This is a genomic window from Streptomyces sp. V1I1 (assembly GCF_030817355.1).
Taxonomy (GTDB): Bacteria; Actinomycetota; Actinomycetes; order Streptomycetales; family Streptomycetaceae; genus Streptomyces.
This window is the reverse complement of sequence record NZ_JAUSZH010000001.1, coordinates 2994065-3015421: the sequence shown is the minus strand read 5'-3', so window position 1 is coordinate 3015421 and position 21357 is coordinate 2994065. Positions and strand designations below refer to the sequence as shown.

Genomic DNA, 21357 nt, shown 5'->3' with positions numbered 1-21357 from the left:
CTCTTCCTTCTTCCTCGTGGAGTTGACTGATGTCCTTACGTGGCAGACTGCTGGCCTCGCGCATGCCCCGGCATGTGGTGGCCGCCACTGTCCTGGCCCTGGCCGTGTCATTGTCGGCCGCTACCGCCGAGGCGATACCGGTGAAACCCGAGGGCGCCAAGCGGCCCGGTGTGCCCGGCAGTTCCGACCCGGCCAAGGGCAAGAACGCCAAGACCAAGCCCCGTCCTGCCGACCCGGTCCGCAAGGCTTCGGCAAGGACCCTGGACCCGGCGCTCTGGCCGCAGGCCGGGAGCGCGGTAGTCAAGCTCTCGGCACCACCCGCCGATTCCCGGCGCGCCGCACCGGCAATGGGCGCCGAGGCCGATGCGGGCGGGCTCCCCATCACCGTGGCTCCGGCCGCGGTGTCTGGCAAGTCCCGCGCATCGAGCGCCGCTGCCCCGCCGCCTTCGAAGGTCAAGGTCACGTCGCTGGGCCAGAAGGCAGCGACGAAGTGGGGCAGCGCCGCGCTCCTCACCGTCAAGCGTGCGGACGGTGCCAAGGGAGCGGCTCCGGTCGAACTCTCCCTGGACTACTCGAAGTTCGCACAAGGCATGGGCGGCGGCTACGGCTCCCGGCTTCAGCTGATCGAGCTGCCCGCGTGTGCCGCTACCCAGCTGCCGGGCAGCAAGGGCTGTCCCGCCACTCCCAAGCACATCCCGTTCAAGAACGACCCCGCCACCCGGTCCATGACCGCGCAGGTCTCCGCGGCCCCGTCCGCGGGCGCCGCGAGTGTCTTCGCGGTGGCGGCGGGCGACTCCTCGTCCAAGGGTGACTACAAGGCCACCAGCCTTGCCCCGTCGGCGAGTTGGTCGGTGGCGAACTCCGCGGGCGGGTTCTCCTGGGACTATCCGATCCGCACCGTCCCCACACCGGGTGGTCTGAGCCCGGAAGTAGCTCTGGGCTACTCCTCACAGTCCGCGGACGGTCGTACGGCAGCCACCAACAACCAGGGCTCCTGGATAGGTGAGGGCTTCGGCTGGGAGCCTGGATTCATCGAGCGGCGCTACAAGTCCTGTTCCGAGGACGGCCAGAAGACCTCCGCCGAGCAGTGCTGGGCGTTCGACAATGCCACGATCATGCTCAACGGGATGTCCGGCGAGCTGATCCAGGACGACGTCACCAAGGAATGGCACCTCGCCTCGGAGAACGGTGCGAAGATCGCCAAACTCACGGGTGCCGACAACGGCGACAACAACGGTGAGCACTGGAAGCTCACGACGACGGACGGCACCGAGTACTGGTTCGGCCTGAACAAGCTGCCCGGCTGGACCACCGGCAAGGAGACCACCTCGTCCACCTGGACGGCTCCGGTCTTCGGCAACAACTCCGGTGAGCCCTGCTACAACGCCACGTTCACCAACGCCCACTGCAAGCAGGCCTGGCGCTGGAACCTCGACCACGTCAAGGACACCCACGGCAACGTGATGTCCTACTTCTACGGCGCAGAGACCAACCGTTACGCCCTCAACGGCAAGACGGACGTCAACGGCACCGAATACCACCGCGGTGGCTACCTCAAGCGCATCGACTACGGCCAGCGCGAAAACGCCGTCTACACCACCAAGGCTCCGGCCCGCGTGGTGTTCAGCACGGCCGAGCGCTGCCTGCCGGACGCCGGCTTCGACTGTGCGGAGTCCAAGTTCACTACCGCCAACGCAGCCCGCTGGCCAGACACCCCCGTCGACCGGTTCTGCAAGGCGAACACCAAGTGCACCGCGACGCAGGCCAGCCAGACCTTCTTCACCACCAAGCGGCTGACCGGCGTCACCACCCAGATGAACTCCGGTGCCGCGGCCGACGCCTACGCCGATGTCGACCTGTGGACGTTCACGCACACTTTCACCGACAACGGTGACGACACCAAGACCCTGTGGCTGAACAAGATCGACCACGAGGGCAAGGGCGGTGGCGGCAGCATCAAGATGCCTTCGGTCGAGCTGCAAGGTGTGCACCTCAAGAACCGTGTCGCCGGCGACACGGACAACATCGACGCCATTCACCGCTTCCGCCTGGCCACCGTGCTGAGCGAGACCGGTGCCCAGCTCGATGTCACCTATGCACCCACCGAGTGCACCGCCGCCGCACTGCCCAAGCCGGGGGAGTCGGTCAAGCGCTGCTACCCGGTCGTGTGGGCGCCGCCGGGCAGCATCGACCCGAAGACGGACTGGTTCCACAAGTACGTCGTCAAGGAGATCACCGAAACCGACCGCACCGGGGGCGCCGACGACCTCGTCACGCGGTACGACTACCAGGGCAACGCCGGCTGGCGGAAGGCCGAGCCCGACGGTATGACCGAGGACAAGTTCCTCACCTGGGGCCAGTGGCAGGGCTATGGCAAGGTCTCGGTGACCAGTGGCAACGGCCAGACCATGTCGACCCGCATCGACTACACCTACCTCCAGGGCCTGAACGGCGACAAGCTGCCGGACGGCGGTACGCGCACGGAGGAGGTCACCGACTCCACCGGCACCAAGTACACGGGCCACAAGGAGTACAACGGCTTCGAGGTCGAAGCACAGACCTACGACGGTGCCAAGGTCGCCTCCAAGGCGATCTCCGAGCCATGGAAGCACGACACCGCCACCCAGACCGAGTCCTGGGGCACGACCAAGGCCACCATCGTCAAGACACGGACCACCCGCGGTTACACCGCGCTGTCCGGCGGCGGTTGGCGGAGCACCAAGTCGGTCTCCACGTTCGACACCTCGAACCGCACCGGCCGATTGCTGCAGACCGACGACTCTGCGGACCTGTCCACGGCTGCCGACGACACCTGTACCCGTATGACCTATGCGGACCACCCGGCCGCGAACCTCTACACACTGCCGTCACGCACCGAGGTCGTCTCGGTCGGCTGCGGCGCCGCCACCGACCGCAAGACGCAGGTCATCGGTGACACGCGCACCTACTACGACGGTGGAGCCTTGGGTGCCGCACCCACCAAGGGCGACGAGACCAAGGCCGAGCGGCTGAAGTCCCACGACGGGACCACCGCCACCTATGAGGTGACGGGCACGATCGGTTACGACGCCTTCGGACGCCCGACGTCCGAGACGGACGCCGTCGGCACCTCGGTGAGCACGCAGTACACCGACGCCAACGGCCTGATCTCCAAGGTCAAGGTCACCAACGCGCTCGGTCACGCCATCACGACCGACTACGCACCGGCCTGGGGCCGTTCCATCGGCCAGACCGACGCCAACGGAAGACGTTCCGAGATCGCGCTCGACGCACTCGGCCGCGTCTCGTCGGTGTGGCTCGCGGACCGTGCCAGGACACAGACGCCGAGCATCAAGTACACCTACGACGTCCGCCGCGACAAGCCGGTCGCCATCAAGACCGAGAAGATCGAGAACGGTGGCGGCTACGGCGTCGAGTACCAGCTCTTCGACGCGCTGCTGCGTCCACGACAGCTGCAGAGCGAGGGCCCCAACGGGAGCCGGCTCGTCGGCGACTCGTTCTACGACGGCACCGGCAAGGTCAAACTGGGCAACCAGACCTACAACGCGGTCGGTGCGCCCTCGAACGAGCTGCTGATCGTCGCCAACGGCGAGGTCGGCACCCAGTTCCGCTACGCGTACGACGGAATGGGCCGCAAGACGGCCGACATCTTCCAGGTCGCCGGTGTCGAACAGTGGCGCACCAAGTTCACGTACGACGGCGACCGCACGCACATGGACCCGCCGAAGGGCGGTGTCCCGACCACGGTGATCCGCAACGTGGCGGGCGCGACCACCGAGCTGCGCCACTACAACGGCGACAGCCCGGACCCGGACGGTCCCGCGACCGGATACGACGTCACCAAGTACGCGTACACCCCCAGCGGCGAACTGGCGTCGGTCACCGACGCCAAGAGCAATCTCTGGCGGTACGAGTACGACCAGCAGGGCCGCAAGACCAAGAGCGTCGATCCGGACAGCGGTACCACCACGTTCGAGTACGACGCGGTCGACCGGGCGACTTCCAGCACCGACGGCCGTGGCAAGAAGGTCTCCACGGTCTACGACAAGCTGGGCCGCCCCGTCACCACCTGGGAGGGCGAGCCGACCACCGGCACCAAGCTCACCGAGATCAAGTACGACAAGGCGGGCTGGCTCGGCGAGGCCTGGGCAGCGATGCGCTACACCAGCGCTACCGAGTACTTCTCCACCGTCACGCAGGACATGGACGCGCTGTACCGGCCGCTGAAGACGGCGTATTCGGTGCCCGCGTCGCAGGACAAGCTGGCAGGCACGTACGTCTTCACCACCACGTACAACCCGGACGGCACCGTCAACGGCCAGGGGATGCCGGCCGCCGGTGGCCTTACCGGCGAGGCCATCACCTTCGGCTACGACGACCTGCAGCGTCCGAAGTCGATGACCGGCAAGACCTCATACGTCACCGACACCGTCTACTCGCCCACCAGCCAGATCCAGCAGCTCGAACTGTCCACGGGCAGTGGCAAGAAGAACTGGCAGACGTTCCACCACGAGAAGGGCACCGACCGCCTCAAGCGCTCGGTCGTCGACATCGAGGGCGTCACCGGACCGGCCAAGTCCGCCGACTACGCGTACGACCAGACCGGCAACGTGCTGTCCATCTCGGACAGGGCCGGCGCGTCGCCCGACGTGCAGTGCTTCGCCTACGACAACGGACAACGGCTCTCCGACGCGTGGACTCCCGCCGCGACCGCGACCACGGCGACCGGATCGGGAACCGTCGGCAGCAAGCTCGACGCTTCCTCACCGTCCGCCTGCGCCGCGGCTCCGGGAGCGTCCCCGCTGGGCGGCCCTGCCGCCTACTGGAAGTCCTACGAGACGGACGCGATCGGCAACCGCACCAAGGAGGTCCGTCACGACACCGGCCTGAACGCGGCCAAGGACGTCACCCGCACCTACACCCACGGTGAGGGCGCGGCCGGTCCGCACGCCGTGACCAAGGTCGTCGAGAAGACCCCGACGGGCGAGAGTCAGTCGACCTATGGGTACGACGCCTCCGGCAACACCGACCGGCGTGTCCTGGGCGGTGACACCCAGCGACTCGACTGGAACGCCGAAGGCAAGCTCGCCAAGGCCACGGAGGCCGACAGCAAGACGACGGAGTACCTCTACGACGTCGGCGGCAACAGGGTCCAGCGTCAGGACGCGGGCGGAACCACCATCTATCTGCCGGGCATGGAGCTCCGGCAGGCCAAGGGCAGCAGCACGATCGAAGCGACTCGCTACTACGGCTTCGCCGGCAAATCGCTCGCCATGCGGACGGACAACGGGGACCTCTCCTTCCTCGCATCCGACCATCACGGCACCAGCGAGCTGGCCGTGAACGCTACGACGGGTGCCGTCTCCCAGCGCCGTCTCGACCCCTTCGGCGTCGAGCGCACAGAGCCAACCGGCCCCTGGACCAGTGAGAAGGGCTTCGTCGGCGGCGACATCGACGCACAGACCGGCCTGACGAACATCGGAGCCCGCCAGTACGACCCGGTGCTGGGCAAGTTCATCTCGCCGGACCCGCTCATCGATTTCACCCAGCCGCAGCAGATCAACGGCTACGCGTACGCCAACAACAGCCCGGTCACGCTGTCCGACCCCAGCGGTCTCCGCGTCATCCTGATTCCTGGGATGGTCCTGGGCGGGCTGAACAAACCCGATGCGGCGGTGAACAAGGCCCAGGATGAACTGGACCAGGCCGAGTCGAACTACAGCAAGTCGAAGCAGCGGATGAAGGACGCTGCCCTCGCCCTGACGGCGATCGCCAGCGAGGAACTCGGGGTCGACGCGGCCCTGGACTGCTTCTCCTCCGGCAACCTGTCGGCCTGCGGTGAGACCGCCCTCAATGTGGCGACCTCATTCGTCGGTGGACTCGTCGGCAAGCTGATCACCAAGTACGCCTTCAGGTGGGGCAAGGCCGCCGACCTGGCCAAGAAGATCTGGGGTCATCTCGATGACCTGGTCGGTGCTTTCAAGGCGGCGTGGGACGGTTCGTCCAAGGTCAAGAAGGCCAAGGAGAAACTGGAGAAGGCCAAGGCGGCATTCAAGAAACAAGGCGGAAGCTGCCCCATTTCACACAGCTTCCTCCCAGCAACTCCTGTTCTCCTCGCGGACGGTTCCAGTAAACCGATCGAAGAGATCCAGCTCGGCGACAAGATCATGGCCACCGATCCCGAGACCGGTGAAACCGCGGCTCGCGAGGTCGTCGGCACGATCGTCACCGAGGACGACAAGCAGTTCGTCGACCTCACGATCAAGGGCGAAGCCGAGCAGCCGGCCGCGCTGATTTCCACGACGACCCACCCGTTCTGGGTGGAGTCCGAGGGCGCGTGGATCGAGGCGGGTGACTTGCAGCCCGGCATGGAGCTGCGCAAGCCCGACGGTGAGACGGCGACGGTGGCCGGTGTTCGCCACTTCGAGAAGAGGCAGCGGACCCACGACCTGACGGTCAGCGGCATTCACAGCTTCTATGTGCTGGCTGCCGACACTCCGCTCCTCGTCCACAACCAGAACGCGAATTGTCCGAAGCGACTCTCCGATCAGCTTCCCCAGGGGCTTTCGAACGCCTTCGTCAATGCCTATGAGGAAATCAGGTCGGGGGGAGGAACGAAGCATCTCAACGCTAATACCGGGCAGCATCAGCAATTCCGTGGGGAAGACGGCCACAACGCTTTCTGGGAAGATGCCTGGGAGTACGACGTTCCCGGTGCCTCGAATCCCGGAGAAGCCCGGATTCTGATCAAGACCCTCCGTGACGGCCGAAAGGTCATGGTGGACGATCGATCATTACACGACGATCCACAAGTTTACCGCGCCACACTTCCCTGACGACGGCTGGCCGAAGCCGCCCAAGGTGAAGAAGCGAAGGTAATCGAGCGGATTGAACAGGTCCCCGTCGGTCCGCGGTGCAAGGCAGGGACCGACGGGGACCTGTTATTCTCCGTGGCATGGGAAGTGAAACTGGCGTAAGCCCCCTGTATCGCTTTGTCGATGATGAATCGCAGCGGGTGTTTCTTGCCTCAAACGACATCGAGGGATTTTTCGTCGACTCGTCACAGGAGGAGTCGGGTGCCATCGGCCTGATCGGAACCTCGATGGCACCGGATCAGGTCCCCAGACTCCTTCAGAATGTGCGGCTGCAGGTGATGGACGTGCAGGGCAAAGTGATCGGTACGTACTACATCGGCAGGGTCGACTTGAGGGCGGCCCGCGCGAGTGAACGTGTCAGCGGCGCCACAGATGTGGAAGCATCTTTCTTCGGCTATTCCTTTCCTTATTCATGGGCGGGAAAGTTCTGGCAGCTTTGGGCTGCGGGGCACCCGACCGAGTTGGGTGAGTGGCGAAGATTCCCCTCGGAATCCCATGGCAGTTGGCTGCACGTTGTGCAGACCGTCTGGTTCGGATCCGGTCGGAACGCGAAACGCTACGGCGAGGATGCGACGTGCGTGATTGACGGCAGCGGCCTGGCCGACAAAGCGGGCTTCTATTGCGCTCTCGGGGAGGCTGTGAATGGTCCGGGAGGTTATTTCGGTTCGAATCTCGATGCGCTTGCCGACTGTCTGGCGTCGAGTCGGTCGAATGCCGCTCAGTTTCGACTCGTCTGGCAGAACTTTGCAGAGTCCCAGGAGAATGTCGGCGCGGGCGTTCTCGGATCCGCGATTTCCGTCCTGCGTGAATTTGGGGTCGAGGTCGACCTGAGTTGAGATACCAGAGGGGCCCACCGAAGAAGTCTTCGGTGGGCCCCTCTTGCGTACGGAATTGGTGGCACCCGGTCCGCGCGCCTCCGCGGCCCGCGAACCGGGGCCGTCAGGGGGCGCCGACCAGGCGCAGTTCGGCCAGGGCGGCGGTGTGCGCGTCCATCCGCTCGGCGGAGAGGATCGCGGCGGCGGTGTCGGCGCGGGATGCCGCGACGACGAGGGCGCGGCCCGCGAGGGCGAGTGCGCGTCGGTGCAGGGACGCGGGGTCCGCGCCGCTCAGGCCCGCGTGGCGGACGGGCGGGCTGCCGCGGAGGCGGGCGACCTGGGCCGCGATGCTTTCGGCGGCCACGTCGAGGCCGAGGTCGTCGGTGACGGCGAGCAGCGCGGAGAGATGACCGGCGAGCTGGATGTCCAGCTCCTCCTCGCGGGTGCGGTGCGGGTACTGGGCGTCGTCGGCCATCGCGTGGACGGACCCACGACGTTGCGTGCGGATCGGCTCGTACATGGGGATGGCCTCCTGCTCACTGTCAGGAGACCATCCTAGCTTAGATTCTGTCTAAAGTTGAGCCCGGTCGGGACCCTTCGCTCGGGCCCACGCTCGCGGCCGGCTCAGGGCTGGCTGTAGCCGTCCAGGAACGTCCCGATCCGCGTCACCGCGTCCGCCAGATCCTTCGCCGCCGGCAGCGTCACGATCCGGAAGTGATCCGGCTCCGGCCAGTTGAAGCCCGTACCGTGCACGACCATGATCTTCTCGGCGCGCAGCAGGTCGAGCACCATCTGCCGGTCGTCCTTGATCTTGTAGACCTTGGGGTCGAGCCGCGGGAACAGATACAGCGCGCCCTTCGGTTTGACGCAGGTCACGCCCGGGATCTGGGTGAGCAGGTCGTACGCGACGTCCCGCTGCTCCAGGATCCGCCCGCCCGGCAGGACGAGGTCCTCGATCGACTGCCGGCCGCCGAGCGCCGTGGCCACCGCGTGCTGCGAGGGCATGTTCGCGCACAGCCGCATATTGGCCAGGATGGTCAGGCCCTCGATGTACGAGGAGGCGTGCGCCTTCGGGCCGCAGACCGCCATCCAGCCGGAGCGGTAGCCCGCCACCCGGTAGTTCTTGGAGAGCCCGTTGAAGGTCAGGACCATCAGATCCGGGGCGATCGCGGCGGTCGGAGTGTGCGTGGCGCCGTCGTAGAGGATCTTGTCGTAGATCTCGTCGGAGCAGACGACCAGATTGTGCCGGCGGGCGATCTCCGTGAGAGAGCGGAGCATCTCCGCGGAGTAGACAGCGCCTGTCGGGTTGTTCGGGTTGATGATCACGATCGCCTTCGTGCGATCGGTGATCTTCCGCTCGATGTCGGCGAGGTCGGGCATCCAGTCGGCCTGCTCGTCGCACCGGTAGTGCACGGCCGTGCCGCCCGCGAGGGATACGGACGCGGTCCACAGCGGATAGTCCGGAGCCGGTACGAGCACCTCGTCGCCGTCGTCGAGCAGCGCCTGCATCGACATCTGGATCAGCTCGGAGACGCCGTTGCCGAGGTAGATGTCCTCGACGTCCAGGTCGATGCTCTTGGTCTGGTAGTGCTGCATCACCGCGCGGCGCGCGGACAGCAGCCCCTTCGCGTCGCCATAGCCGTGCGCGCCGCCGAGATTGCGGAGGATGTCCTCGAGGATCTCGGGCGGGCACTCGAAGCCGAAGGCCGCGGGGTTGCCTGTGTTGAGCTTGAGGATGCGATGCCCTGCTGCTTCCAGCCGCATTGCTTCCTCGAGGACCGGGCCCCGGATTTCGTAACAGACGTTTGCGAGCTTCGTCGACTGGATCACCTGCATGTCGCTGAGCTTACGGGCGCGTAAAGCTGATCGCTTCCTGTTTTGGACCTAGCAGCGGCCCGGGAACGGCCACGAGTGCGTGGCTCGAATGTCCGGTTTGGCGCTTCGGCCGGTGAGAGCGGCTCGTTCCCTTCGAAAGGGGCGGCGGGACGGTACGTACACCTGCGGTTTGCGCTGCGGGCGCAGGAAGGGGGCGGATCGGTGTTGCCCTCGTCACCCTGTTGTCAGTGGTGCGGCCTACGGTGGCGACATGACTCTGCTGACTTTTGACCGCTACTGCGCCGAAATCGTCACGCAGACCGACCGGTTGAGATCTCGCATCGACGGCGCGGACCTGACGGCCCCGGTGCCCTCCTGTCCGGGGTGGAATCTCGGCCAGCTGCTGCGGCATCTCGGCGGCGGGCACCGCTGGGTCGAGACGATCGTACGGACCAGGGCTACGACACCTCCCTCCGACGAGCGGCTGCGAGACCTTTCCGGCTACACGGACGAGGACCCGGCCGTGCTCGGCCCGTGGCTCGCCGAGGGCGCCGAGCAACTCGCTCAGACGCTGCGCGCCGCCGGGCCCGACGCGCAGATGTGGACCGCGGTGCCGGGCCGGACGCCGGTGTTCTGGGCCCGCCGCTTCGCGCACGAGACGCTCATCCACCGGGCCGACGCGACGCTGGCCGTCGGCGCGGAGTTCACGGCCGAGGAAGAGGTCGCCGTCGACGCCGTCGACGAGTGGATGGAGCTCGGCTCGCTGCCGCAGATCTTCGAGTACCACCCGGAGCAGCGCGAGCTGCTCGGCCCTGGCCGCACGCTCCATTTCCACGCCACGGACACCGCGCCTCAGTTGGCGGCGGAGTGGCTGATGGACCTCACGGGCGACAAGATCGCCTGGCGCCGCGCGCACGAGAAGGCGGCGGTCGCGGTGCGCGGCCCGCTGACGGAGCTGCTGCTGGTGGTGTACGGGCGGCGGGCCGCGCGGAGCGAGCGCATCGAGATCCTGGGCGATGCGGAGCTGCTCGAATTCTGGCTGGAGCGGGTCGGGTTCGGGTGACCGCCGGTTCTTCCGGTCAAGCGGCGAATCGGCGGACGTAGCGCTTCTGCCAGGGGGTCTCGACGGCGCGGGCGTCGTAGTTATGCCGCACGAACTCCACGGCCCGGTCGGCCGGCACCCCGTCGAGCACGGCGAGACAGGCAAGCGCGGTGCCGGTGCGCCCGCGGCCGCCGCCGCAGGCGATCTCGACGCGCCCGTCGGCGGCGCGGTGCCACGCCTCGCCGAGGACGGCCCGGGCGTCGGCGTCGCTGCTGGGCAGCCAGAAGTCCGGCCAGCGCAGCCAACGGGCTTCCCAGGGGACCTCGGGCGGCCGCTTGCCGAGCAGATGGACGGCGTACGTGGGCGTCGGACCGGGCGGAAGCGGCCGCCGCAGGCCGCGGCCGCGGACGAGGCGCCCGGAGGGGAGGCGCAGGACGCCGGGGACGGTGGGCTGCCAGGTCTCGGTCACGGTCACACCGTAGGGCCTCCCGGCCCCGGGACAGGGCGGCCGGAGCGTACGCGCACCGTGCCGCACACGCCCCGGCCACCGAGGAGGCGGCCGGGACGTCGCGTTCGCTCAGGACTCCTCGCATACCTTCCATGCGAGCCGGTAGATGGTGTTGATCTCACCGTCCGTCGAGTCCATCGTCATGAAGCTCGTCGTCTTCTTCGGATCCGAGGTTCCGGCATTGACCCGGATTTCGGTGTTGATGTTGAAGTTACGCTTCACCCCGCACGGCGCCCATACCAGCTGACCCCATTCCGTGGAGTCGGTCGCCTGCCAGTTGTCGTCGAGCGGGCCCTTGAAGGGGTGATTTCTCGCCGCCGTGTCCGGTGAGCCCTGGAAGTAGTACGACGCTTTCTGGGTGGCAGTGGCGCCGGACTGCAGACTCCCGAAGCCGCGGTAGTCGGCGCTGGCGATCGCGTACGTGAAGCCCTGCGGGACATGCACGACGAGGTTGAGCTGGCAGTTCTTCCGGTAGTCGGTCGGCCCTGCGCCCACGCCGACCTTCGCGAGGTACTCGCTGTACGTCACGGTGAAGGCGGTGTTGTCCTCGGACACGGCCACCGCGGCGGTGCCTGGGCGACACCCCGATCCGTTTACCGTCGCGATGTCGATCGTGATTTTGTCCGGGGGCGCGATGCTGACTGCGGAAGCGTTTTGTGCGGCAAGCAGTGAAGCGAGAAATGCCACTGCCGCGCCGCCCGCAATAAGTGTACGGGACATGATTCTCCCATCGGGAAATGTGAGGGGTTCACCCGGAGGCAAGCCCATAGAAGCGCATGGGCATGCCAACTCTTCAAACAGTTCTGAGTGCTTCTCGAAGAGCCGGATCGATGGGAATGGTAGGGACCAATGCGGGCGTTGAATAGGGCTGTTATCGGCCGCGGTCGAGGGGGCCTGAAGCGTGCGGTAGACCCCGGAGAGCGCTGCGGTGCTCTCCGGGGTCTTGTGCCACTGCGCCCTGTGCGGGCTGCTGGGCTGTCAGGCGTTGCTGCAGACGCCGCCGAAGGCAGGGTTGAGCAGGGCAACCACATTGAGGGTGTTGCCGCAGGCGTTGAGGGGAACGTGAACCGGAACCTGAATCACGTTGCCGGTGAGTACGCCCGGGGAGTCGGTGGCGACACCCTCGGCACCCGCATCGGCCATGGCGGGCGCGGCGCCGCCCAGGGCCATGATGATGCCCGCGGCGACGGTTGCGACCTTCTTGTGCTTCATTTCGATCCTTTCGGCAGCGGTGTCATACGCAAGCGCGACCTTCGCGCTGCGCAGCCAGTTTCCTGTAGTGAACACCTCTGCGCATTTGTAACGATTGGTTTCCCATAAAGAAACCTCAACAAGGCTGCCGGTCCGGAAAGTCACTCGTATGCAGCACGCATAATTTGCCGGACAGTCGAGAGGATTCTCCAGGATTGCGAATCAGTGGCCGCGGGTGCGTATTTTGCATTTGCTGAAACAACTGACGCACCGAACATGAGCACGTTACTGGTTCTGCGTTCCGTTACCCGACAGGACGGGGATGTCGCTGAGGATGTGCGACAGCGGCTCGTCACCCTTGACCTGGCTGGAGTTCTCGGCGCACTGCTGGTTCTGCGGGGCCGAGAGAACCGGGATGTCCTGGACCGCGACCGGAACGACGCCGACGAGGGAGCCGACGTCCGCCTTGGCGGGAAGACCGACACAGGGCTTGTTCAGCGAGCCCTGGACGAGGCCGATCTGCGGGCTCATTGCACCGCTGGTGCTGGAGTTGCCGAAGCTCTGAATGGCGTTGTTGCCGCTGGTCGACATGGTGCCCTCGTCGTCGCCGATGGCCATGGCCTGCGGCGCCATCGCCGCGCCGGCGCCAACCATCGAAGCGGTAACCATCGCGGCAGTCAGAATCTTCTTGATCACTGTTTGTCCCTCTTCGCTTTGAACGACCGATCGTGGATCGGGCTGATCAACCGCGTCCGGGCGAGTTTGGTTCCGTGCGTTCACTCGAATGCCGGTATCGCGCCGGCGCACCCCTGTGCGATATCGGCGGAGGGTCTTCTTGAGGCCCTCCGCCGATGGTGCAGATCGTCGTGCCCGGATGCGCCATGCCAATAGGAAGCATGGCTGCCCCGCGACGCAATGCGCCGCCGGCTGGAGGCGTACACCCGAAGTAGATATCATGCACGGTCTGCACGTTCATTTGACCATGGCTCGATGATCTACAGGGCCCGGTTTCATCCGTTTGCCGAATTGATTTTGGCGGGCATTCGCCATTCTTGATCGAGGCACAGTCGGGCCCCCAGTCCGCTATCAGAACGGTGAAACCATATGACAATTACAGCGACCGGACCGGTGCCCGTCGGTCATGGGAGAAGGCGACGGGATGTCGAGGGAGAAGTCGGCGGCAGTCGTGGCTTCGCGTGGCTTCTGGTGATCACGGGTGCGGCCGGGCTGCTGGCTTCGTGGGTCATCACGATCGACAAGTTCAAGCTGCTTGAGGACCCGTCCTTCACGCCGGGGTGCAGTCTGAATCCGGTGGTGTCCTGCGGGAACATCATGAAGAGCGAGCAGGCGTCGGCGTTCGGGTTCCCGAATCCGATGCTGGGGCTTGTCACGTACGCGATGGTGATCGCCATCGGTGTCGCGCTGTTGGCAGGTGCGCGTTACCGGCGCTGGTACTGGCTCGGTCTCAACGCCGGCACCCTCTTCGGCGTCGGCTTCTGCACCTGGCTCCAGTACCAGTCGCTGTACAGCATCAACGCCCTGTGCCTGTGGTGCTGTCTGGCCTGGGCCGCCACGATCGTGATGTTCTGCTACGTCACCGTGCACAACATCAAGCACCGCGTCATCAGGGTCCCGGAGGGACTGCGCAAGGGGCTGCTGGAGTTCCACTGGATGCCGCCGGTGATCTGGATCGGCATCATCGGGATGCTCGTCCTGACCCGCTGGTGGGACTTCTGGACCAGCTGACCCGGACAGAGGCCGCCGCAGACGCAGCGAAGTCCCCGGCAACTGGCGACGGGGACTTCGGTCTGCCGCTGGGACTCAGCCGTTGCCCTCGCCATTGCCCGACAGGACGGGGATGCTGCTGAGGACGTGCGACAGCGGCTCGTCACCCTTGACCTGGGTGGAGTTCTCGCTGCACTGCTGGGTCTGCGGGGCCGACAGGATCGGGATGTCCTGGGCCGAGACCGGTACGACGCCGACGAGGGAGCCGACGTCGGCCTTGGCGGGAAGACCGACGCAGGGCTTGTTGAGCGAGCCCTGGATGAGGCCGATCTGCGGGCTCATGTCCCCGAAGGTCTCGGAGTTGCCGAACGTCTGCTGGGCGTCGTTTCCGCTCTGCGACGTCGTACCGCCGTCGTCGCCGATGGCCATGGCCTGCGGCGCCCATTGTCGCTCCCGCGGCCGCCACGGAAAGGGTCAGTGCCGCAGTCGTCATAACCTTCTTGAGCATGTTCCGTCCTTCTGTTGCATGATCGCGTGGTCGCGTCGATGCCCGCTACTGGAGCGCCCTGGAGAACTACTCCCTCGGGAGGTTGGTTCCCCGGGTTCACCCAAATGGCCCGTACGACGCGACGCGCCGACAAGCGGATCACGTATTGCGCTGCTAATAGGGGCGTTGGGCCGAACAGGGGGTACCGACGTCTTGGGCCGTGTCATCTGCGGGGGGCAATCCGTTTCGATTCGTGTGAGCCCTACGTCGGGCAAAACATCGAACAGAAGGTGCTATCCATGAATTCTGTCAAGAAGGCCGCCCTGGTTCTCGCCACCGCTGGTCTCGCTGCCGGATCCGCTGCCGGATCCGCCTTCGCCGACGCCGGCACGACTGGCGTTGCCCAGAACTCACCGGGTGCGCTGACCGGCAACCTGGCGGAGGTCCCGCTGCACCTGCCGGTCAACCTGTCGGGCAACAGCGCCAACGTCATCGGCGCCCTCAACCCGGCCTTCGGCAACATCGCGGAAAACGGCTGACCGCGCTTCGCATCGGGGTGGTGTCGCCGGTACTGGCCGGTGGCACCACCCCGGCGTTGTGTCCCTGGCCTGGACGCACGGAACGGCAGGGGGTGCAGCCGCTGACGGCTGCACCCCCTGCTGAACGCGCGGTCATGGAAGGCCGGTTCAGCCACCCAGCTCGACGCCACCCAGCAGCGGGGTGACTTCGGCGGCAGTCTTGAGGGCCTGCCGCGGGGTGGAGCCCTTGACGCTGTTGAGGTCGGTCGCGGTGTCGGCGACCGAGTTCACCGCGGAACGCCCGTCGGTCAGATCCAGAGCCGACGCCGAGCCGAGGGTCTCAAGGCCACCGTTGAGGCTCATGGGAGGCATGGGCGCCGTACTGGCGGCGAAGGCGGGAGAGGCCCCCATCGCCACGACGGAACCGGCAACGATTGCGGCAACCCGCGAGTACTTCATCTTTTCGCATCCCTTTCTCCGGCCGCGTTCGTCGCCGCCGTCGACATGGGTAACGAGTTCTGGCTGCAGCGGAAACCCCTGCATTCCACGGCCTCGGCGGGATCAGACCGGGTGGCGGTCATGGAGCCAGCCCCTGCGCTGAGGCGGCGGACCGGGGCGGCCTTCCGGTTCGCCGCCCGACTGCGCCGGATAGTGGGCGAGCAGGCTCCACTCCATGTCGGGCAGGCCTGGCAGCGTGCGGTCGGCGGCAGCCCACTCCCGTACGAGCTGTTCGTAGATCGGGGTCCCGGTCGGCGAACTCACCGGGTTCGGCACTGTGGCCGTCTGGACGCGCTGCCATCGGGCAGATGCGGTAGTCCTTGCCATAAGTCGGCCAACGCGCGCCCGCGGGGCGAAGTCACTGCCGTGGTACGGAGGTGGAGTACGGCGGGAACGGATTTTCGCCCTCGGCGAGGCACGGTGGGGAATTGCGGAATTGGCGGCTGACGCCTTCGGCCATCCAGGTGAAGGGGTGAGGAGAAGGGCGTTGGCAGGGCACTAGGGTGCCGGACCATGACCACAGCCAGCTCTTCCAAGAACGCTGTTCGGCGCAGCCAGTTGGGCACCCTTTCGGTGCTCGCATGGATCGGTGACCCCGATGAGGGGCATGACATGCCTTATCTGCTCGCCTACTCCCTCGGCGACGGCGCCGACGGTGCGCAGGCGGGGGAGGCGGCCGTGCTGGCGGTGATCGAGGAGGTCGGGCTCTCGGCCGGCGGCGACATGGCCGACAGGACCCGCTCACCCAGTTCCCCGATCAGGTTGCTCGTTGAGGGCGGCCGGGCCGTCCTCAACATGCCCTATCTGAGCGCCCAGTGCCCCGCCCCGCCGGAGTGGCTCCGTGCCGCGGAAGAGCGCGGTCATGCGCACCTCCTGATCGCCAGCCGCCCCTGGCCGGACGCGGTTCCGGGCAGGCCTGTCACCGAGGAAGCGCTCCAGTCCTTCCTCGGCGACGAGCGGACGCTCACCACTGCGGCCCACGTTCTGCTGCCGGTGAGCCAACTACGCGGCTGACAGCCGCAGTTCTCCTTGTGCGACGCAGCGCCTGACCGGAATCCGTCCCTTGTCGACCGCGGCCGATCCCCCAACAATGCACATGACAAACCGAAGGAACCCTTCGGTCAGAAGTCGCAAGAGGGGACCCCCACATGAACAAGCCTCTCGCCGGCGCCCTGCTCGTCCTCGGACTCCTCGGGGCAAGCACGGCACCCGCGGTCGCGGCCGCCGGCCCGGACACGGCGTCGCGCGCCACGGCCACCGCTTCCCAAGTCGACGCCAGAGCAGTCGACTTCGCCGGGACGGTGGCGCTCAGCAACTGTTCCGGATCGGTGGTGCGCATGCCGGCCTCCGAGCCCGACGACCCCGCCCTCGTACTCTCCAACGGGCACTGCATAGAGAGCGGCTTCCCGGCCGCGGGCGAGGTCATCGTCGACCAGCCGTCCAGCCGTTCCTTCAGCCTGCTCAACTCCGCGGGCAGCAGAGTCGCAACACTTCGGGCGAGCAAGATCGCGTACGCGACGATGACGGACACCGACGTCTCGCTGTACCAACTCACCAGCACCTACCAGCAGATACAGAGCCGGTACGGCATCAAGGCGCTCGAACTGGGCGCCGTGCACCCGGTGCAGGGCACCGCCATCAAGGTTGTCTCCGGGTACTGGAAGCGCATCTACAGCTGCAACATCGACGGCTTCGCGTACCGCCTCAAGGAGGGTGAGTGGACCTGGAAGGACTCGGTCCGCTACACCTCCAGCTGCAACACCATCGGCGGCACCTCGGGCTCGCCCGTCGTCGACAGCGCCACCGGCAAGGTCGTCGCCGTCAACAACACGGGCAACGAGGACGGCCAGCGCTGCACCGACAACAACCCGTGCGAGGTCGACGAGAACGGCACGGTCACGGTCCGCCACGGGATCAATTACGGCCAGGAGACATACGGGATAGTCCCCTGCGCCGGCCTCGACAACAAGATCGACCTGGGCCGGCCGGGCTGCGTGCTGCCCAGGCCGTGAGCCGATTCGGCAACATGTTCGATTATCTGGGTACCCTGGAGGTATGGCAGCACATCTCCAGGGTTCGCTCTTCGATCAGACCGACGAGATCCGACTCGGTCCGCTGAGGGACGTACGGCGGACCGTGCTCGGGGACGGGGCGTGGATCGACGTGCTCCCCGGGTGGCTCGGCGGGGCGGACGCCCTCTTCGAGGAGCTCGCCGGCGGCGTGCCGTGGCGTGCCGAGCGGCGGCAGATGTACGAGCACGTGGTGGCAGTGCCGCGGCTGCTCGCCTTCTACGGGGTGCGGGATGCCCTCCCGCACCCCGTCCTGGACGAGGCCCGCGCTGCCCTTTGCGCTTATTACGCCTCCGAGCTCGGCGAGCCGTTCACCACGGCAGGGCTCTGCTACTACCGGGACGGCCGCGACAGCGTGGCCTGGCACGGCGACACCGTGGGGCGCGGCGCCCGGGAGGACACCATGGTCGCCATCCTGTCGGTCGGCGCACCGCGCGATCTGGTGCTGCGGCCCCGCAGGGGCGGCCGCGCCCCACTGCGTCGGCCGCTGGGGCACGGCGATCTGATCGTGATGGGCGGCTCCTGTCAGCGGACCTGGGAGCACGCCGTGCCGAAGACGGCGCGCGCCGTGGGGCCGCGCATCAGCATCCAGTTCCGGCCGCGGGGAGTGAGCTGACTAGGCGGGCGTGCGCTCCGTCCGGCGGACCGAGCGGCCGGCCAGTACGTCCGTACGCGATCCGTCCTCGATCACGAACTTGCCGTCGATCAGCACATGCGGGATGCCGACCGGAAGCGTACGAGGGGCCTCGAAGGTCGAGCCCGCCGCGACCGTGTCCGGGTCGAACAGCACCAGGTCCGCGCGGTAGCCCTCATGGACCAGACCGCGGTCCGGCAGCCGCAGCCGGGCGGCCGGGCGGGAGGTGAGGTGGGCGACCGTCTCCTCCAGGGTGAGGATGCCCAGCTCCCTCGCGTACCGGCCGAGATAGTGCGGGAAGGTGCCGTACGCCCGCGGGTGCGGCTTGTAACCCTGCAGGATGCCGTCGCTGCCGCCGGTGTGGACCCGGTGGCGCATGATCTGCCGGACGTTCTCCTCGTGGCCGACGTGCTGGAGGATCGTCGAGCCGAGACGGTCGTTGATCAGCAGTCGGCGGGCCGTGATCCACGGGGCCTCGCCGCGCTGGGCGGCCGACTGCGCGATCGTCTTGCCGACGCAGCCCGCGAGCCTCGGGTCGCTCACGCCCGAGATCTCGATCGTGTCCCACTCGATGGGCACGCCGTGGCAGCCGTCCGCGCCGATCTCCTCCATGTGGTGGCGGATCTTCTCGGCGGTCTCGTCGTCCTGGAGGCGGGCGAGCACCGCCTCCGGACCGCCTTCGCCCGCCCAGCTCGGCAGCATCGCGACGAGCGTGGTGCAGCCGGGGGTGTACGGGTACGTGTCGAGGCTGATGTCCGCGCCGGCGTCCAGCGCCTGGTCGAGAAGGGCGAGCAGATCCGGAGCCTTGCCCTTGTTCACGCCGAAGTTCATCGTGGCGTGCGCGAGATGGAGGGGGCAGCCGGCGTCGCGGGTGAGGGAGACCATCTCCTCGTACGCCCGCAGGGCACCGGCGCCGTACGAGCGGTGGTGCGGGCAGTAATAGCCGTCGTAGCGGGCCACCACCCGGCACAGCTCGGTCAGTTCGGAATCGCCCGCGTACATGCCGGGGGTGTAGGTCAGGCCGGACGACATGCCGACCGCGCCCTGTTCCAGGCCCTCGGCGACGAGCTGCTTCATGCGGGTGAGCTCTTCGGCGGTCGCGGGGCGGTCGTCCCAGCCCACCGCGTACATCCGGACGGTGCCCTGCGGGATGAGGTACGCGGCGTTGACCGCGATGCCGCGGTCGAGGCGGTCCAGGTACTCGCCGACCGTACGCCAGTCGAAGTCGATGGAGGTGTCCCCGGGCGCACCGCCGTTCCAGCCGGTGATGGCTTTGCGGACCGCGTCGAGGGTGCGGTCGTCGACCGGCGCGTAGGAGAGGCCGTCCTGGCCGAGGACTTCGAGGGTCACGCCCTGCGCGGCTTTCGCCTCGTGCGCGGGGTCGCGGAGCAGCGCGAGGTCGCTGTGCGCGTGCATGTCGATGAAGCCGGGGGACAGGGCGAGGCCGTGCGCGTCCAGCGTGCGGCGGGCGCTGAGGCGGGGGCCGCGGTCTCGCCGGATCTCGGCGATGCGGCCGGAGTCGAGGCCGACGTCTGCGCGGTAGGGGGCGCCGCCGGTGCCGTCGATGACGAGGGCGTCGCGGATGACCAGGTCCATGGGTGTCACCTTTCAGCGGCGGGGCTTCCGTAGCCGGGGATCCGCCCCGGACCCCGCTCCTCAATTGCCGGAGGGGCTTCGTTGCCCGAAGGGCGTACGGGGGTCCGGGGCGGAGCCCCGGTTGAGGGAAGGGGCGGGGTGGGGGAGCAGCCCCGCAGGGGTCAGAAGAACGTGCGGATGTAGTCCGTGACCGTGCCGTCCGCCTCCACCAACGGGATCAACTGCCACTTGTCAAAGCTCGTGCACGGGTGGGACAGACCCATGCCGACCCAGTCGCCCACCTCCAGCTCCGCCTCCTCCGTCGTACGCACCCAGCCGTGCTGGTCGGACAGGCCGCTCACCGTGATGCCGTGCGCCGGCCGGATCTCGCCGGTGCGGGCGTCGCGTACGACCTGGGCCTCGGGGAGATCGAGGTCGTACGCCGCGTCCCGCTTGCCCGCGTTGACGAAGGCCTGCTCCGGCGTGGGGCGGGAGACGACCTGGGCCCAGAGGCGGAAGGCGGGCTGGAGGGCGCCCTCGTCCGGGACGCGGTTGAAGGGCGTGAGGTGGCGGTAGTGGCCGTCGTCGTGCGAGACGTACGCGCCGGAGCGGAGCAATTTCAGTACGGGTAGGGAGAGTTCGGGGATCTCGGCGAAGACGTCCGCGACCGCGTCGAACCAGGCGCTGCCGCCCGCGCTGACGACGATCTCTTCCGTCTGCGACAGAGCAGCGAAGCGGCCGGCCTTGTCGAAGTCCGCGGCGAGGGAGACCAGGCGGTGCAGCCAGGCGCGGACGCGGTCGCCGTCGGCCTGGGGGACCTCGCCCTCGTAACCGGCGACGCCGACGAGGCGGAGGGTACGGGTGGCGGCCACGGCGTCGGCGACGGCCGCGCAGTCGGACTCCGTACGGGCTCCGGTGCGGGCGGCCTCGCCGGCGCCGAGTTCGACGACGACGTCGAGGGGGCGGGTGGTGCCCGCGGACCGGAGAGCCTCGTCCATCAGCTCGACGCCGCGTACGGAGTCGACGTAACAGATGAAGCGGAAGTCGGGGTCGGCCTCCAGCTCGTGCGCGAGCCAGCGGAGGGCGGCGGAGTCGACGACCTCGTTGGCGAGGAAGATCCGCTGGATGCCGTAGGCGCGGTAGACGCGGGCCTGGTGGGGGACGGCGGCGGTGATGCCCCAGGCGCCGTAGGCCAGTTGGCGGGCGAAGAGCTGGGGGGACATGGAGGTCTTGCCGTGTGGGGCGAAGGCGAGGCCGTGGCGCTCGGAGTACGTCTCGAGGAGGGCGAGGTTGTGCTCGACGGACTCGGCGGAGAGGGCGAGGACGGGGGTGGTGAAGCCGCCGGTGAAGAGGTTGCGGCGCTCGGCGGCGAGGGCGCCGACGGTGAGGCCGGCGGTTGCGGCGTCCGGGGGGAGTGCCTTGAAGCGGTGGTCGACCGGTTCGTCGGCGAGTCGTCCGACTGCGTTGTCGGCTGCCATGGGGCCTCCTTGAGGTCGCCTGCCTTGACTGCGTTGCATTATGTGCAACGGTCATTGCGTACTTCGCTTAGCGCTGTCTAACATCCCAGCCAACGCCGGGTCAATGATGTCCGGCGGCCGACCAATG

General features: G+C 67.4%; 18 protein-coding genes and 1 pseudogene. 8 read left to right on the top strand and 11 right to left on the bottom strand.

All coding sequences use genetic code 11. The annotated features are described in order from the left end of the window. Positions 1 to 29: 29 nt before the first annotated feature. Both QFZ67_RS14050 and QFZ67_RS14045 read left to right on the top strand, forming a co-directional pair. Positions 30 to 6836, top strand: coding sequence for a polymorphic toxin-type HINT domain-containing protein (locus QFZ67_RS14050; RefSeq protein ID WP_307661438.1), 6807 nt, complete (start codon positions 30 to 32; stop codon positions 6834 to 6836). A 119-nt stretch (positions 6837 to 6955) separates the two neighbouring features. Continuing rightward, entirely contained in the window at positions 6956 to 7711 is a 756-nt protein-coding gene (locus tag QFZ67_RS14045; protein ID WP_307661437.1) for a barstar family protein, read from the top strand. Positions 7712 to 7814: 103 nt separating this feature from the next. Here the strand turns inward: QFZ67_RS14045 and QFZ67_RS14040 are convergent, their stop codons facing one another. After that, a complete protein-coding gene (locus QFZ67_RS14040) occupies positions 7815 to 8210 on the bottom strand; it encodes a hypothetical protein (RefSeq protein ID WP_307661436.1) in 396 nt (131 codons plus the stop codon). Positions 8211 to 8314: 104 nt separating this feature from the next. Further along, a complete protein-coding gene (locus QFZ67_RS14035; protein ID WP_307661435.1) occupies positions 8315 to 9526 on the bottom strand; it encodes a pyridoxal phosphate-dependent aminotransferase in 1212 nt (403 codons plus the stop codon). A 250-nt stretch (positions 9527 to 9776) separates the two neighbouring features. Here QFZ67_RS14035 and QFZ67_RS14030 point away from each other — a divergent pair, with 250 nt between their 5' ends. Further along, on the top strand, positions 9777 to 10568 hold the full coding sequence (locus tag QFZ67_RS14030; RefSeq protein WP_307661434.1) for a maleylpyruvate isomerase family mycothiol-dependent enzyme: 792 nt from the start codon (positions 9777 to 9779) through the stop codon (positions 10566 to 10568). Positions 10569 to 10584: 16 nt separating this feature from the next. Here QFZ67_RS14030 and QFZ67_RS14025 read toward each other — a convergent pair whose 3' ends face one another. The 4 genes from QFZ67_RS14025 to QFZ67_RS14010 form a co-directional block, all read right to left on the bottom strand. Then, positions 10585 to 11016, bottom strand: coding sequence for a protein phosphatase (locus tag QFZ67_RS14025; RefSeq protein ID WP_307661433.1), 432 nt, complete (start codon positions 11014 to 11016; stop codon positions 10585 to 10587). 108 nt (positions 11017 to 11124) lie between these two features. Beyond that, positions 11125 to 11775 (bottom strand): DUF4360 domain-containing protein, encoded by a 651-nt coding sequence (locus QFZ67_RS14020; protein ID WP_307661432.1) that lies wholly within the window; start codon positions 11773 to 11775, stop codon positions 11125 to 11127. A 258-nt stretch (positions 11776 to 12033) separates the two neighbouring features. Then, complete coding sequence (locus QFZ67_RS14015) at positions 12034 to 12267, bottom strand: chaplin (RefSeq protein ID WP_307665837.1); 234 nt, start codon at positions 12265 to 12267, stop codon at positions 12034 to 12036. Between the two features lie 264 nt (positions 12268 to 12531). Continuing rightward, complete coding sequence (locus QFZ67_RS14010; RefSeq protein WP_307661431.1) at positions 12532 to 12942, bottom strand: rodlin; 411 nt, start codon at positions 12940 to 12942, stop codon at positions 12532 to 12534. A gap of 408 nt (positions 12943 to 13350) precedes the next feature. On the opposite strand from QFZ67_RS14010, the gene QFZ67_RS14005 reads away from it, so the two are divergent. Beyond that, on the top strand, positions 13351 to 13992 hold the full coding sequence (locus QFZ67_RS14005) for a vitamin K epoxide reductase family protein (protein ID WP_307661430.1): 642 nt from the start codon (positions 13351 to 13353) through the stop codon (positions 13990 to 13992). A gap of 75 nt (positions 13993 to 14067) precedes the next feature. Here the strand turns inward: QFZ67_RS14005 and QFZ67_RS14000 are convergent. After that, positions 14068 to 14479, bottom strand: a pseudogene (locus QFZ67_RS14000) (rodlin). Between the two features lie 278 nt (positions 14480 to 14757). On the opposite strand from QFZ67_RS14000, the gene QFZ67_RS13995 reads away from it, so the two are divergent. Then, the gene (locus tag QFZ67_RS13995; protein ID WP_307661429.1) at positions 14758 to 14997 is read left to right on the top strand and encodes a chaplin; all 240 of its coding nucleotides are present in this window, start codon (positions 14758 to 14760) and stop codon (positions 14995 to 14997) included. Positions 14998 to 15144: 147 nt separating this feature from the next. Here QFZ67_RS13995 and QFZ67_RS13990 read toward each other — a convergent pair whose 3' ends face one another. Both QFZ67_RS13990 and QFZ67_RS13985 read right to left on the bottom strand, forming a co-directional pair. Next, entirely contained in the window at positions 15145 to 15339 is a 195-nt protein-coding gene (locus tag QFZ67_RS13990; RefSeq protein ID WP_307661428.1) for a hypothetical protein, read from the bottom strand. A gap of 198 nt (positions 15340 to 15537) precedes the next feature. Continuing rightward, entirely contained in the window at positions 15538 to 15738 is a 201-nt protein-coding gene (locus QFZ67_RS13985; protein WP_307661427.1) for a hypothetical protein, read from the bottom strand. Positions 15739 to 15987: 249 nt separating this feature from the next. On the opposite strand from QFZ67_RS13985, the gene QFZ67_RS13980 reads away from it, so the two are divergent. From QFZ67_RS13980 to QFZ67_RS13970, 3 genes are all read left to right on the top strand, one after another. Further along, on the top strand, positions 15988 to 16488 hold the full coding sequence (locus tag QFZ67_RS13980) for a DUF5949 family protein (RefSeq protein ID WP_307661426.1): 501 nt from the start codon (positions 15988 to 15990) through the stop codon (positions 16486 to 16488). Between the two features lie 134 nt (positions 16489 to 16622). Next, positions 16623 to 17486, top strand: coding sequence for a serine protease (locus tag QFZ67_RS13975; RefSeq protein WP_307661425.1), 864 nt, complete (start codon positions 16623 to 16625; stop codon positions 17484 to 17486). 43 nt (positions 17487 to 17529) lie between these two features. After that, the gene (locus QFZ67_RS13970) at positions 17530 to 18159 is read left to right on the top strand and encodes an alpha-ketoglutarate-dependent dioxygenase AlkB (RefSeq protein WP_307661424.1); all 630 of its coding nucleotides are present in this window, start codon (positions 17530 to 17532) and stop codon (positions 18157 to 18159) included. Here QFZ67_RS13970 and QFZ67_RS13965 read toward each other — a convergent pair whose 3' ends face one another. Both QFZ67_RS13965 and QFZ67_RS13960 read right to left on the bottom strand, forming a co-directional pair. Further along, a complete protein-coding gene (locus tag QFZ67_RS13965; RefSeq protein ID WP_307661423.1) occupies positions 18160 to 19773 on the bottom strand; it encodes an amidohydrolase family protein in 1614 nt (537 codons plus the stop codon). It lies immediately after the preceding gene. A gap of 161 nt (positions 19774 to 19934) precedes the next feature. Beyond that, positions 19935 to 21230: an amino acid deaminase gene (locus QFZ67_RS13960; RefSeq protein WP_307661422.1), complete on the bottom strand. Its 1296-nt coding sequence runs from the start codon at positions 21228 to 21230 to the stop codon at positions 19935 to 19937. Positions 21231 to 21357: the final 127 nt, after the last annotated feature.